This window comes from Bacteroides sp. AF25-38AC (assembly GCF_003602995.1).
Lineage (GTDB): Bacteria > Bacteroidota > Bacteroidia > Bacteroidales > Bacteroidaceae > Bacteroides > Bacteroides uniformis.
The window spans coordinates 264404-278990 of sequence record NZ_QTMD01000002.1 but is presented as its reverse complement, the minus strand read 5'-3'; the positions used below and the strand labels follow the sequence as shown (position 1 = coordinate 278990).

The following is a 14587-nucleotide window of genomic DNA, read 5'->3' as shown; positions in this document are numbered from 1 at the left end:
AACTTGTAACTCGTAACTTATAACTCATTAGCGTTGTTAATTAATTATCTGCATAAAATAGGATGGTTCATAGGCTTGGTACTGTTGCAGGTGCTGATATTGAACAATGTGCATATTGCAGGATATGCCACTCCATTTCTGTATATCTACTTGATACTGAAGTTTGAGTCGGACACTCCCCGCAATGCGTTGATGTTGTGGGCATTCTTTTTAGGGCTGGCTGTCGACGTCTTTTCCGACACACCGGGGATGAACGCTGCCGCTACGGTGTTGCTGGCTTTCTTGCGCCCCACTTTCCTGCGGCTGTTCGTGCCTCGTGACACGCTGGATACACTGGTTCCGGCCATCCGTACAATGGGGATTCTTCCTTTCCTGAAATATCTGGTTGTGAGTGTGCTGATACATCACGGCTTGTTGCTTACCCTCGAATTCTTCTCTTTTGCCCATATTGGTACGCTGTTGTTGAGAATTGCGGCAAGTACCCTGCTTACTGTGACCTGCATTATGGCTGTTGAGGGAATAAGAAAGAAAGGATAAAGGGATTAAGGATTAGGAATTGATGAAAGACTATACACTGGAAAAGCGGAAATATGTAATTGGAGCGGCGGCTATTGTCATCGTTCTTATTTACGTGTTCCGGCTGTTCGACCTGCAAATCATGACTGATGACTACAAGAAGAACGCGGACAGCAACGCTTTTCTGAACAAGATACAATATCCATCACGGGGGGCTATCTACGACCGTAACGGTAAGTTGCTCGTGTTTAACCAGCCTGCCTATGATATTACGTTTGTGCCTCGGGAGGTGACGCAGCTGGATACACTCGACCTTTGCAGTGCCTTGAACATTACCCGTGAGCAGTTTGACAAACGGATGAAGGACGTCAAGAACCGCTGGATGAACCCCGGTTATTCCAAATACACCCATCAGGTGTTCATGACGCAGCTTTCTGCCGAAGAGTGCGGTGTGTTTCAGGAGAAGCTGTTCAAATTTCCAGGTTTCTATATTCAGCGGCGTACTATCCGTCAATATACCTATAACTCTGCCGGCCATTTGCTGGGAGACATCGGCGAAGTGTCCAAGAAAGACATTGAGAACGATGACTATTATATTCGCGGAGACTATATAGGCAAGCAAGGCATCGAGAAATCCTATGAAAAGTATCTGCGTGGAGAGAAGGGGGTGGAGATTCTGCTTCGTGACGCTCACGGGCGCATCCAGGGACACTACATGGACGGACAGTTGGACCGTTCCTCCGTACCCGGCAAGAACCTGACGTTGGGCATCGACATTGACCTTCAGATGTTGGGAGAACGACTGCTTCAACACAAAATCGGTGCCATTGTGGCCATCGAACCGGCTACGGGTGAGATACTATGTATGGTTTCCTCGCCTACCTTTGACCCTCATCTGATGATAGGGCGCCAGCGGGGAAAGAACCACCGCCTGCTGCAGATGGACAAGCGGAAGCCTTTGTTGAACCGTGCCATCATGGGAGCTTATCCGCCGGGCTCCACCTTCAAGACGGCGCAGGCGCTGACCTTCCTTCAGGAAGGGATTATCCACGAAGATTATCCGACTTTCCCTTGTGCGCATGGTTTCAATCATAAAGGCCTTCATGTGGGATGTCACGGACATGGTTCGCCTCTGTCGCTGATTCCTGCCATCGCTACCTCTTGTAATTCCTATTTCTGTTGGGGATTGTATCGCATGTTCGGTGATAAAAAATACGGTTCGCCGCAGAATGCCATTACCGTATGGAAAGACCACATGGTATCGCAGGGCTTCGGCTATCGGCTCGGTACCGACCTCCCCGGCGAACAGCGTGGACTGATACCGAATGCAAAGTTCTACGACAAGCCCTATCGGGGTTCGTGGAACGGTCTGACGGTGATTAGTATCTCCATCGGGCAGGGAGAGATTCTCGCCACCCCGTTGCAGATAGCCAATCTGGGTGCCACCATTGCCAACCGGGGGCATTTCATTACTCCGCACATCGTGAAGGAGATAGAAGACAATGAACTGGACAGCATCTATCGCAATCCCCGTTATCCCACCATCGACCGCGAATATTATGAAATGGTGGTGAAAGGCATGCGTGCCGCTGTAGACGGAAGTACGGGTAGCGCCACTTGCCGCATGGCGGGAGCCATCCTGCCGGGTGTGGAGGTCTGCGGAAAGACGGGCACGGCACAGAACCGCGGCAAGGACCATTCTGTCTTTATGGGCTTTGCCCCGATGGACAACCCTAAGATAGCCATTGCCGTCTATGTGGAGAACGGTGGTTTCGGTGCCACGTATGGCGTACCTATCGGTGCCATGATGATGGACCAGTATCTGCATGGAAAGCTGTCGCCCGAGAATGAGATACGGGCGGAAGAATTCAGTAACCGGGTGATACTTTACGGAGATGAGGAGAGATGATGATGAGGGGTTGGGGATTAAGGATTAGGGGGTAGGGATGAACGGTGAGTGACTTCAATAGTAAATAGTAAATCGTAAAATCGTAAATAAATTGGTGACAAGGAGAGATAGCATATGGAAATCATTGGACTGGGTGACGATTGTCGTTTACCTGCTGCTGATTGTATTCGGCTGGTTCAGTGTCTGTGGGGCGAGTTATGATTATGGTGACCGTGACTTTCTGGACTTCTCTACGCGTGCCGGCAAGCAGTTTGTCTGGATTATATGTTCCTTCGGGCTGGGGTTTGTGCTGCTGATGCTGGATGATTCCCTCTATGACATGTTCTCCTACCTTATATATATAGGGCTGATGCTGTTGCTGATTGTCACGATATTCATTGCGCCCGACACGAAAGGGTCGCGGTCGTGGCTCATCCTGGGGCCGGTCAGTTTGCAGCCGGCGGAGTTTGCCAAGTTTGCCACGGCGCTGGCGCTTGCCAAGTATATGAGTGCCTACTCGTTTACGATGAAGAATTGGAAAAGCTCCCTTATGTTGGCTTTCCTGATTCTCTTCCCCATGTTGCTGATTATCCTACAGCGGGAGACGGGTTCGGCATTGGTGTACTCTGCATTTTTCCTGATGCTTTATCGGGAGGGAATGCCGGGCGTGGTACTGTTCTCGGGTATATGTGCAGTGGCCTACTTTGTGGTGGGCATCCGTTTTGATGCGGTGATGATTGCCGATACACCGACGCCTATCGGAGAATTTGCCGTACTGCTGATGGTACTGCTCTTTGCCGGAGGTATGGTGTGGGTTTATAAAAAGCGCTGGGAACCCACACGGAATATTATCGGCGGTTCGCTGGGAGTGCTGCTCGTGGCTTATCTGATTTCGGAATATGTGGTACCCTTCAACTTGGTGTGGGTGCAGTGGGGGCTTTGTGCACTTGTTGTCGGGTATCTTGTCTTTCTTTCTTTAAGCGAGCGCCATTTATCTTATTTTCTGATTGGGCTGTTTGCTTTGGGTTCGATAGGTTTCCTCTACTCCAGCGACTACTTCTTCAATAAAGTGCTGGAGCCCCATCAACAGATACGTATCAAGGTGGTGCTCGGTATGGAAGAGGACCTTGCTGGTGCCGGCTATAACGTGAACCAGTCGAAGATAGCCATCGGCTCCGGGGGGCTGACCGGCAAAGGTTTCTTGAATGGTACGCAGACAAAGCTGAAGTATGTGCCGGAGCAAGATACAGACTTCATTTTTTGCACCGTGGGTGAGGAGGAAGGATTCGTAGGGTCTACGGCTGTACTGTTACTGTTCCTTATTCTTATTTTACGGCTGATTGTCGTGGCCGAGCGGCAGCAATCTCCCTTTGGCCGGGTGTATGGTTATTCTGTGCTTAGTATATTCTTGTTCCATCTATTCATCAATATAGGCATGGTGCTGGGGCTGACCCCCGTCATCGGTATCCCGTTGCCTTTCTTCAGTTACGGAGGTTCTTCTCTCTGGGGATTCACAATCCTGCTGTTTATCTTTCTGCGGATTGATGCGGGACGTAATCGCCGAATTTAGTTATGACCGTTTCCTTGTGGGACATACGAATGGACTTGATTATCATTACATTGCATTTACACATTGTTTACATCGTAATGTAACGGCCGTTACATCGCATTGTAACGTCCTTTACGCTGTATCGTAACGACTTTTACGCTATATTGTAATGCCCTTTACATGCTGGTGTAACGGTCGTTACATCCTGGCGTAAAAGACGTAACGCTACGAGGTAAGAGGGCAAGTTATGATACCCCGCCCGTTTCCGCTTCAAGGAGACGTGAGTGGGAGACTGAGGTGGTTGTTAGAAGAAGGTAATAAAGAACAATAGGGAGTTCCTATCTCTTCAGTTTGATGCCGATGTCATTGATTCCTTGCAGCCTTTCGTCCGGTAGCGTATAGGCCACTTTAAAGAGGTAGGTGCCGGGTTTGCCGATTCGAACGCTTCCTGCGGAGACGGCAGTCTGATAGAGACCTCCCCAGCCGTCACCTTTCCAGATTCCTTCTTTGTCCGCGAGGATTAGCTGTATGGTGTCCGTGGGTGACGGAATGGAATCTGCGGTGGTGTAGCAGATGGATAGAGGTAGATTCTGATAGGGGTAGTTGCTTCGGTTACGAACTTCCAAAGACAGTTTGTAGTAGGTCAGTGAGTCGGTGACCTTCACGTCGAAAGAGAGCGTGTCTTCGCGCAGCCAGCCTTCGGTGGGAAGGGATTGGAAGGAATGGTATACAGTCTGTTTGTCGCAAGCGCTCAGCAGGCTTGCGACAAACAGTAGTATGATACCTTTCAGGCAGAGATTCCTATTCTTGAGCCGGTTTGTCATTTTGGGCAGGTCTTTCACCTTGAGGTTTGGGCTTATTGTTACGGGGCGGACGACGGTTGTTATTGTTCCGTTGTTGACGTTCGCCTTGTTGCTGTTCACCTTGTTTGGGTGCTTGCCGGTCTTGTTTCTGTCTCGGTTGCCGGTCTTGCCTGGATTGTTCTCTCTGGTTGTTGGATTGCGGAGCACCCTGCTGCTCACCTCCTTGCGGACGACCGTTTCCACTCTTTTTCTTTCTCTTGTTACGGCTGTTGTTGCTGTTCTCGCCACCGTTGCCGTCACTGCCACTCTTGCCTTTCCGGCTGCGGTCAAAGCGGGTGAGGCTCTCTTGTTCCAGCAAGTCCACCGGTTTTTTGGGTTCGGAACGATGGGTTTCTTCTATCAGGCTGTCGGGCTTGATGCCACGTCTGTTCAAACCGATAATCTCGAAGGCGCGTCTGCCGCTGATGGTCACCAGGTTGGCGGGGATGTTCTTGTCGCTCGAGTAGGTTATCTGGTTGCTCAGAATGTCGGCTTTGAAGAAGAAGAACTCACCGTCTTTGGTCTCTAAGGTAATCTCGCGTGAGGGCAGGCGTTTCTGTGCTTCCACGTAGCAGTCTACTTCGTAGTTGAGGCAGCACTTCAGTTTGGCGCATTGTCCGGCAAGCTTCTGCGGATTCAGTGAAATGTCCTGGAAGCGCGCCGCGCTGGTGGATACCGATACGAAGGAGGTCATCCAGGTGGCGCAGCACAGCTCGCGTCCGCAGGGACCGATACCGCCGATGCGTCCGGCTTCCTGGCGGGCACCAATCTGTTTCATCTCGATACGCACGCGGAAAGCGTCGGCAAGTACCTTGATGAGCTGGCGGAAGTCCACCCGTTCGTCGGCTATGTAGTAGAAGATGGCCTTGTTGCCGTCTCCCTGATATTCCACGTCTCCAATCTTCATGTTGAGGTTGAGGTCCAGGGCTATCTGACGCGAGCGTATCATGGTGGAGTGTTCACGGGCTTTTGCCTCGTTGTACTTCTCCATATCCACAGGCTTCGCCTTGCGGTAGATGCGTTTGATGTCTGCCTCAGACTTGATATTGGCTTTCTTCATTTGCAGCGGCACGAGACGTCCGGTCAGGGTCACCACACCGATATCATGTCCGGGGGTGGCTTCTACGGCTACGATGTCGCCTTTCTCCAGAGGTATCTTGTTGCTGTTGCGGAAATATCCCTTGCGGGTATTCTTGAACTGAACCTCTACCAGCTCGCTCTCATCGGCATTGCCCGGAATGTCTGCCAGCCAGTCGTAGGTGTTCAGTTGCTTGTCCTGCCTGCCGCAACTCTTGCAGCAGAGACCTCCGCTTCCGTTATGTAGTTTAAATTCCATCATCTATTTATTTACTATTTACTATTTACGATTTGATACTTTGCATTTCATTATTTTGCCACTTTTCATTGTTTCAATAAAACAATCATTTTGAGAGAGAAGTCGAAAAACACCATGCGGGCGTTTACGTTCTGCTCGATGTGGCGTTGCGCTTCACTTAGTTCGTCCATGATACCCATGACGTTCCGTTCGTTGACAAAGGGGGCGAAACGGGTGGCGAAGTTCTGTTCGGGCAGCGTCATGTAGTTCATCTCCTTGCGGTGCAGGTTGTAGATGAAGTTCTCGCGGGTCATACGCTGGCAGTAGTCCAGGAAGTTCTTCTGCCGTTCGCGTCCCATGGCAGCAAGCTGCTCGCTCCATTGTTTCATTTCCCGTATCTTGCGCTGGTAGGAGAGTCGCATCAGGCTGACAAAGAGGTTGAAGAACAGTTCGTTCTCTTCGTTCAGATGGATGGTCTCCAATGCTTTGATGAAGTCTCCGTTTGCCAGATGGGCTATCGTCTCGCTGTCGCGGGGCTGCACTCCGTACTTCTGCTGCAGGGCTTCGGCTATGTCGGCTTCTTCAATCTTGGGAATGTTGAAGCGCTGCGTGCGGCTGAGGATGGTGGGCAGTATCATTTCCGGAGCTTCGGAGATGAGGAGGAATATCGTTTTCTCGGGTGGCTCTTCCAGCAGTTTCAGCAGCTTGTTGGCGCATACTTCATGCAGCTTTTCGGGTAGCCATACGATGGTGACTTTGTAACCTCCTTCACTGGATTTCAGACTCAGCTTGCGGGTTATCTCGTCGCTTTCCTTGGCATAGATGATGGCTTGTCCGTTTTCGGCATCCATCTCGTTCAGCCAATGGTTCAGTCCGAAGTAGGGGCTGTTCAGCAGCAGGTGCCGCCAGTTGGCGATATAGTCGTCGCAGACTTCCTTTTTCCCTTTGGCACTCTTGACGATAGGGTATACGAAGTGTACGTCCGGGTGCACCAACTTGTTCCATTTCACGCAGGAGGGACAAGTACCGCAGGCATCGGTTTTCGTCCGGTTGGGACAGCAGATGTAGCGGGCATAGGCAAGTGCCAATGGGAGTTTTCCTACTCCGGCAGGGCCACAGAAGAGTTGTGCGTGGGGGATACGTCCTTCCTGCACTTCTTGTATCAGCCTTTGTTTGGCTGCCTCTTGGCCTATTATGTCCTTGAAACTGAACACGGGTTAATTAGTTATAAGTTATTACTTGTGACACTGCCAGTTGTCAATTGTCAACTGTTGATTGTCCATTGTTTAGTAGATTTGTTTGGCTACTTCCCTGATGCTGTCTGTGGCTCCTACCGAGTAGAAGTGGAGGCTTGGGACGCCATGGGCTATCAGCTCTTTGCACTGCTGCACGCACCATTCGATACCCACTTGCTGAGCTTCCGCATCGGTGTTGCACTTCAGAACCTCTTGGGTCAGTTCCTCGGGCAAATCTACCTTGAACGTCTTGGGTATCATGCTGAGTTGTGACAGCTTCTTGAAGGGCTTGATGCCCGGGATAATCGGGATGGTGACACCGGCTTGGCGGGCGCGTTCCACGAAGTCGAAATATTTCCGGTTGTCGTAGAAGAGCTGGGTCACGGCATACTCTGCACCCATTTCCATTTTCTTCTTCAGCCAGTAGATGTCTGTATCCATGTTGGGGGCTTCTTCATGCTTTTCCGGATAGCACGCCACACCGTATGAAAACGGGGTATTGGTAACTTTCATCTCGGAGCCGTCCACAAAAATACCTTTATTGAAGTTGTTGATTTGCTCTTGTAGTTCGACGGCGTGGTGGTAACCGTTGCCCACGGGGATAAAAGAGGATTCGTGCTTTGCCTTGTCGCCACGAAGCACCAGCAGGTCGGTGATGCCGAGGAATTGCAGGTCGAGCAGCACGTACTCCGTCTCCTCGCGGGTGAAGCCGCTGCAAAGGATGTGCGGCACCATGGTGATGTTGTACTTGTTCTGGATGGCAGCAGCTACGGCTACGGTGCCGGGGCGGCGGCGCAGGCGGTTTCGCTGGAACAATCCGTTGCCGAGGTCTTTGTACACGTACTCGCTGCGGTGCGTGGTGATGTTGATGTATTTGGGGTCGAATTCCCGTAACGTATCTATGGTTTGATACAGCTTTTCGATGCCCGTACCTTTCAGTGGTGGCAATATTTCAAAGGAAAAAGCTGTTTTTTCGTTACTGTTTATCAGGTCGATTACTCTCATTTCTCTTTCGTTATCTTTGTCCGATTGGCAAAAATCTTGCACATTGGGAACAAAAATACAAAAAAGAAATGAGAAATGCCGAAATTGCCGGCTATTCTTTTATACAGCGGATGGAAAGAGCTTTATAGTAGGGCTTACCGGTGACATGGGCAGCGCTTGATACAAACTCGTCGCTTTCGCCGAGAAAATAAATGGTGCTTTCCGAAAGGGTATGCTTTGTATGATCCCAACTCCAAAAGGCGGTCATTTTATTGGGGCTGTTGTGTCCTTTGTTGTACCACATTCCTACCGGGAAAGCATTGAACCGGGTATGGTTGTTGACGGGGGCAACTTCACCGGATACCATTGCCTGCCATTCTCCTGCTTTTAGTATGGAGGCATCGTTGCCGGTGTAGTTTTTCAGCTGTTCCCAGTCTGCATCCGATGGAATTTTCCAGCCCTCGGGAGCCAGCTCTCCTGCCAGTATGGATTCTCCATTGTAAAAATAAATGTCATATTTGTCCGGCTTGTAATATCCGGCTTTGTCTGTTCCCAAGTCACTCTGTTTTTTCAAGGGAGCTCCGTCACGGTAGGTGGTGGCATGGAGCTCTTTACCCATCCAGTATTGGGCTCCAATCTTGACAATGGGGTATTCGGTAGACACTCCTTTTCTGATGTCTCGAAGGGTGTAGCATGCCACATTCACTTTGATGGCGTTTTCCGGTTTATCCAGAAGTAGCTTATGGTTATTGTCTATATAGAGCTTGTCTATGCCGGTATATTCCCCTTTAGTGTAGGTAAATCCATAGTCGTCTGTATTCCAGCTTATTCTTCCTCCGCAGATGGTGTCTTTACGGTCTGCAAGCTGTAGGATGACTCCATTGCTCAGGTCGGCCTTTTCATTTTCGCCTATGGGATAGGCTATAACGGCTCTGGAAGTCAATGACGCTGATTTGAGATATTCCTTGCAGACTTCTGCAATGGGTATCCCTTCGTGATAAATTCTGTACACATTTGAAAGAGAAAAGGAGAGAGCGGAGATATGTATGGCAGTGTAATCTTCCATATTGTCGGTGTCGATGGGAGGGAGGCTGCTCCATTCCTTGATTTTTCCGGCAAAACTGCTCAGTACGTTGCTGTTGCTCTGCATGGCTGATATGTTAATGATACATTGCGTGCTGCTACTCATTTCCACTTCGGGTATTGCACAACTGTATATACGTCCGCTCCACTCCATAATGAAGGATTGCTTGCCATCATTTATCGTTTGGGGTATGATGATGAATTCCTTGCCGGTAAGTTTGTTGTCTTTGACGCTCCATTCGCCGGAGGCTATGATGTCTTGTGTCCCCGTAAGATTACTGAAAGTCCCGTCTTCCAGATTATAATCGGCCGAGGTCTTGAGCCCGGTTGCGATGATACGCGGATTGGCTTTCAGCAAATCATTGGCAGAGTTGCTTGCGTCGGGTGTCAGAGAGATTGCCAGTTTGGACAGCTTGTGTTGGAACTCCAGGGTTACAGATTTGGTTTTACTGGTGATTCCTTGCGCTTTAGCTACCAAGAAGTCACTTTGTGCGCGGTTTTTCTCATTGCTCTGGTCTATCTGCACAGATACGGGAAGAACGGGTGTACCGGCAGCTACCCCTTCGGTTTGGTAAGGGTGGTAACTGATAAAGTCCAGTGACACATCTCCTTCCGGATAGAATACTGTCTTTTTGGGAACCAGTGTGGAGCCTTCCGTATATTCCAGGGCCAGATTGTCAATATACCGTTTTCCCTTGATGGAGCCGGAGGAAGTGGTTGCAAACAAGCCCATTCTGTCTCCTTTTTCAAAGGCGGTGTTTGTGACCTTGGTACTGGCCTTTTCCATTTTGATAGAGAACGTGATAGGTGTCGTCCCTTCCTCGATTTCCGCTTCTGATTCTTCGTCAATCCGGTTCACACAAGCTGTATTCCCTAAGGACATGCAGCAGAATAAAGAGGCAGCCAAGACTCCTCTTGCAAGAATAAGTTTCTTCATTATATTATTATTGTGGGGCAACGGTTTTTCCGCTTTCCCAATTATACTCAATGAACCTTGTCTTAAAAATATGGATTTAGCAGAGCTATAACCGGTATGGAAAAGTCTTTTACGCTTTTGGATGCTAATTATCAGTATCACGCTTGATGCCGCAGTGCTTTTTAATCTTATTTTTAATAACTTTTAATAGGTTTCGGGTACAAATGTAATTAAACGTGTTAAATGAAGAGGGATAAATCGATAAAACTTTTATAATTTATTTATCACACTCTGATTTTTTGCCTAACTTTACACGCTAAAATCGTAGACAGTAATAAGTTAAACCATAGATATAAACTCATGCCTTTAAATTTACCCGATAAACTACCCGCTATCGAGTTGCTGAAAGAGGAGAATATTTTTGTCATTGACAATTCCCGGGCAACCCAGCAGGATATCCGTCCGCTGCGTATCGTGATTCTGAACTTGATGCCGCTAAAGATTACAACGGAAACGGACCTGGTGCGTCTGCTTTCCAATACTCCGCTTCAGGTGGAAATCTCGTTCATGAAGATAAAAAGCCATACTTCCAAGAACACTCCGATAGAACACATGAAAACATTCTATACGGATTTCGACAAGATGCGCGGTGAAAAGTACGATGGCATGATTATCACCGGTGCTCCGGTAGAGCAGATGGATTTTGAGGAGGTGACTTATTGGGATGAGATTACTGAAATCTTCGACTGGGCGCGTACGCATGTCACCTCTACGCTCTACATCTGCTGGGCGGCGCAGGCAGGGCTCTATCATCATTATGGAGTGCCGAAGTATGCACTGGATAAGAAGATGTTCGGTATCTTTGAACATCGTACCTTGCAACCGTTGCATCCCATTTTCCGTGGATTTGATGATATGTTCTATGTGCCGCATAGCCGCCACACGGAAGTGCGCCGGGAAGATATACAGAAGGTTCCGGAATTGACGCTGCTTTCCGAGTCGGAGGATGCTGGTGTATATATGGCGGTGGCCCGTGGAGGGCGTGAGTTCTTCGTGACCGGCCATTCGGAATACTCCCCGCTGACATTGGATACAGAGTATCGCCGTGACTTGAATAAGGGCCTGCCCATTGAGATACCCCGTAACTACTATGTGGACGATGACCCGGACAAAGGAGTGCTGGTGCGTTGGCGTGCCCATGCCAATCTGTTGTTCTCCAATTGGCTGAATTATTTTGTATATCAGGAGACGCCGTATAATATTAATGAAATAGGGTGAGTTACTCGTAACTAAACGATGATAAAGCAACGTAAAATAGAGCTGCTGGCTCCTGCCAAGAATTTGGAGTGTGGCATAGAAGCTGTGAATCATGGGGCAGATGCGGTATACATCGGTGCACCCAAGTTCGGTGCGCGTGCGGCTGCTGTCAACTCTTTGGAGGATATTGCCGCTTTGGTGGAGCATGCCCATCTGTATAATGCCCGTATCTATGTGACGGTCAATACCATTCTGAAAGAAGAAGAGCTGAAAGAGACGGAGAGGATGATTTGGGAGCTGTACCGCATCGGTGTGGATGCACTGATTGTACAGGATATGGGGATTACGCGGTTGAATTTGCCGCCCATTCCGTTGCATGGCAGTACGCAGATGGATAACCGTACGCCGGAGAAAGTACGTTTCCTTGCCGATGCCGGTTTCCGTCAGGTGGTGTTGGCACGCGAACTTTCTTTGCAGGAGATACGCGGTATCCATGAGGCGTGTCCCGACGTGCCGCTCGAAGTCTTTGTACACGGGGCTCTTTGCGTCAGTTATAGCGGGCAGTGCTATGTCAGCCAGGCTTGTTTCGGACGGAGTGCCAACCGGGGGGAATGTGCGCAATTCTGCCGTTTACCCTTCAGTCTGGTAGATGCCGATGGCAAGACCATTGTGCGTAATAAGCATCTGCTTTCTTTGAAGGACCTCAACCAAAGCGAGGTGTTGGAAGAACTGCTGGATGCCGGAGCCACTTCGCTGAAGATAGAAGGCCGCTTGAAGGATGTGACCTATGTGAAGAATGTGACGGCGGCTTACCGTAGGAAGCTCGATGCCATTTTTGCCCGTCGCAAGGAATATGCCCGTGCTTCTTCGGGTACTTGCCATTTCGACTTCCAACCGCAGCTTGACAAGAGCTTCAGCCGTGGTTTCACGCATTACTTCCTACAAGGCAGGGGAGGGGAAATCACTTCATTCGATACGCCCAAATCTTTAGGAGAGGAGATGGGAACTTTAAAGGAACAGCGCGGTGGATATATTACGGTGGCAGGCGTGAAGCCTTTCCACAACGGAGACGGCGTCTGTTTTTTGGACGAGCAAGGACGTTTGCAGGGTTTCCGTATCAACTGGGTGGATGGTAACAAACTCTATCCGGCAGGGGAAGTGCCTCGCATCAAACCTCGTACACGGCTTTATCGCAATTTCGACCAGGAGTTTGAACGTATCCTTACCCGTAAATCCTCCGAACGCAAAATCGGTGTTTGTTGGGAGTTGGCAGATACTTCTTTCGGTTTCAGCTTGACGGCTGCGGACGAAGATGATAACCGCGTGACACTCTCTTTCCCTTATCCGAAAGAACCGGCACGCACGCCACAGGCGGATAATCTGCGCAGCCAACTGGCTAAGTTGGGGAATACCCCTTTCGAGGTAGCCGGGCATTTATCAGAAGAGGCGTCGGGTATCAGGCTCAATCTCTCTGAAAACTGGTTTCTTCCTGCTTCCGTGGTGGCAGACTGGCGTCGGCAGGTGATAGATAGGCTGATTGTGGCTCGGCGTGTTACTTATCGTCGTGAGTTGGCTGTCTGGAAACCGACAAGCCATGCTTTCCCTGCTACTTCACTGACCTATCTGGGCAATGTGATGAACAGTGCTGCCCGGAGTTTTTACCGTGAGCATGGACTTTCGTCTATAGCACCTGCCTACGAGGCGCAAGCGGTTCCGGATGCTGTACTCATGTTCTGCAAACATTGCCTGCGTTTCAGTATGGGATGGTGTCCCACCTATCAGAAAGGACATTCTCCTTATAGGGAACCTTATTATTTGGTTGGGACGGACGGCAAGCGTTTCCGCTTGTCTTTTGATTGCAAGAATTGCCAGATGAAAGTCATTGCTCATGAAGAGCCGCTTTAATGAAGGATGAAGAATGAGGAATTACTAATAAAGACTTGAAAATGAGGAGTGAGGAACGGGCACATAATGAAAGGCTGGCAAATGATCGGTACCGGGAAGCGGGCAGGGACAAACATCCTTTGCGTTCACTGCGTTCCCTCCTATTCTGCATTCTTTATTTTTCATGCTTCATTGCTTTAGTTTCCTGCCATTATTCCCGTCCTAATCTTGAAGATGAACATCTGTCTAAGGAGACGCGTGATTCGCTGGCCTATCTTTTTGAGCGGCATTATACTTGGAATACCAATCTGGAAGTGCTGGCAGATTCTGTGAATTTGGCTTGTCTGCCCGTGAAGGACTGCTATAATATGCTTTATCGGGGAGACCGCGTGGTGGTTGCCGAGTTCGCCATCCATCCTGCCGACAGTGTGGATAGTGTATGGGTGAAGCTTGCCCATTCGCAGGAAGTGCAGGGTTGGTTGCGGGAGTCCGAAATGATGCATGCCTTTGTTCCTACAGACAGCATTTCGCAGGCCATCTACTTGTTCAGTGATACCCATGCCTCTTATTTTATCATTATTTTTGCCTTGTTTGTGGCAGTCTGGCTGTTCCGGGCTTTTCGGCGCAAGCAGTTGAGGATGGTGTACTTTAATGATATAGACAGTCTCTATCCGTTGTTGCTATGTCTGCTGATGGCGTTCTGTGCCACTATTTACGAATCTATACAAGTGTTTGCGCCGGAGACGTGGCAACACTTCTATTTTAATCCTACCTTGTCGCCGTTCAAGGTACCGCTTGTGCTTTCTGCTTTTCTGATGGGTATCTGGCTGTTTATAGTGGTGTTGCTGGCGGTACTCGACGATTTGTTTCGCCAGTTAAGTCCGGCGGCGGCCGTATTCTATCTGTTGGGGCTGGCCTCCTGCTGCATCTTCTGTTATTTTTTCTTTATCCTGACTACATCTATCTACGTCGGATACTTGTTTTTGACCGCTTTTGTATGGGTATTCCTCAAAAGGCTTCGCATTTCGCTGCTGGCTTCACGCTATCGTTGCGGCAGATGCGGGCAGAAACTGAGGGAGAAGGGAGTCTGCCCGCATTGCGGAGCTATCAATGAATAA

At 49.4% G+C, this 14587-nt stretch carries 11 protein-coding genes; 6 read left to right on the top strand and 5 right to left on the bottom strand.

All coding sequences use genetic code 11. The features are described from left to right. Window positions 1-33 precede the first annotated feature (33 nt). The 3 genes from mreD (at window position 34) to rodA (ending at window position 3974) form a co-directional block, all read left to right on the top strand. Window positions 34-537: a rod shape-determining protein MreD gene (gene mreD, locus DWY55_RS02695; protein WP_005828540.1), complete on the top strand. Its 504-nt coding sequence runs from the start codon at window positions 34-36 to the stop codon at window positions 535-537. A gap of 19 nt (window positions 538-556) precedes the next feature. Further along, on the top strand, window positions 557-2425 hold the full coding sequence (mrdA, locus tag DWY55_RS02690) for a penicillin-binding protein 2 (RefSeq protein WP_034525656.1): 1869 nt from the start codon (window positions 557-559) through the stop codon (window positions 2423-2425). Window positions 2426-2516: 91 nt separating this feature from the next. Next, on the top strand, window positions 2517-3974 hold the full coding sequence (gene rodA / locus DWY55_RS02685) for a rod shape-determining protein RodA (RefSeq protein WP_009037257.1): 1458 nt from the start codon (window positions 2517-2519) through the stop codon (window positions 3972-3974). A 317-nt stretch (window positions 3975-4291) separates the two neighbouring features. Here rodA and DWY55_RS02680 read toward each other — a convergent pair whose 3' ends face one another. The 5 genes from DWY55_RS02680 to DWY55_RS02660 all read right to left on the bottom strand — a co-directional run bounded on the left by DWY55_RS02680 (window position 4292) and on the right by DWY55_RS02660 (window position 10349). After that, window positions 4292-4777 (bottom strand): gliding motility lipoprotein GldH, encoded by a 486-nt coding sequence (locus DWY55_RS02680; protein ID WP_009037256.1) that lies wholly within the window; start codon window positions 4775-4777, stop codon window positions 4292-4294. Further along, the gene (gene ricT, locus DWY55_RS02675; protein WP_181981456.1) at window positions 4755-6131 is read right to left on the bottom strand and encodes a regulatory iron-sulfur-containing complex subunit RicT; all 1377 of its coding nucleotides are present in this window, start codon (window positions 6129-6131) and stop codon (window positions 4755-4757) included. Before ricT ends, DWY55_RS02680 begins: the two co-directional genes overlap by 23 nt. A gap of 65 nt (window positions 6132-6196) precedes the next feature. Then, window positions 6197-7324: a DNA polymerase III subunit delta' gene (gene holB, locus DWY55_RS02670; protein WP_117589691.1), complete on the bottom strand. Its 1128-nt coding sequence runs from the start codon at window positions 7322-7324 to the stop codon at window positions 6197-6199. A 72-nt stretch (window positions 7325-7396) separates the two neighbouring features. Continuing rightward, window positions 7397-8350, bottom strand: a complete 954-nt coding sequence (gene metF, locus DWY55_RS02665; RefSeq protein WP_005834956.1) for a methylenetetrahydrofolate reductase [NAD(P)H] — start codon at window positions 8348-8350, stop codon at window positions 7397-7399. 91 nt (window positions 8351-8441) lie between these two features. Beyond that, window positions 8442-10349, bottom strand: a complete 1908-nt coding sequence (locus DWY55_RS02660; RefSeq protein ID WP_035450273.1) for a fimbrillin family protein — start codon at window positions 10347-10349, stop codon at window positions 8442-8444. 339 nt (window positions 10350-10688) lie between these two features. On the opposite strand from DWY55_RS02660, the gene metA reads away from it, so the two are divergent. From metA to DWY55_RS02645, 3 genes are read left to right on the top strand one after another with little or no spacing between them, the layout of a single operon-like run. Beyond that, window positions 10689-11606 (top strand): homoserine O-succinyltransferase, encoded by a 918-nt coding sequence (metA, locus tag DWY55_RS02655; protein WP_005828529.1) that lies wholly within the window; start codon window positions 10689-10691, stop codon window positions 11604-11606. Between the two features lie 18 nt (window positions 11607-11624). Continuing rightward, entirely contained in the window at window positions 11625-13490 is a 1866-nt protein-coding gene (locus DWY55_RS02650; RefSeq protein ID WP_120178007.1) for a peptidase U32 family protein, read from the top strand. A 41-nt stretch (window positions 13491-13531) separates the two neighbouring features. Continuing rightward, the gene (locus tag DWY55_RS02645) at window positions 13532-14587 is read left to right on the top strand and encodes a hypothetical protein (protein WP_005828525.1); all 1056 of its coding nucleotides are present in this window, start codon (window positions 13532-13534) and stop codon (window positions 14585-14587) included.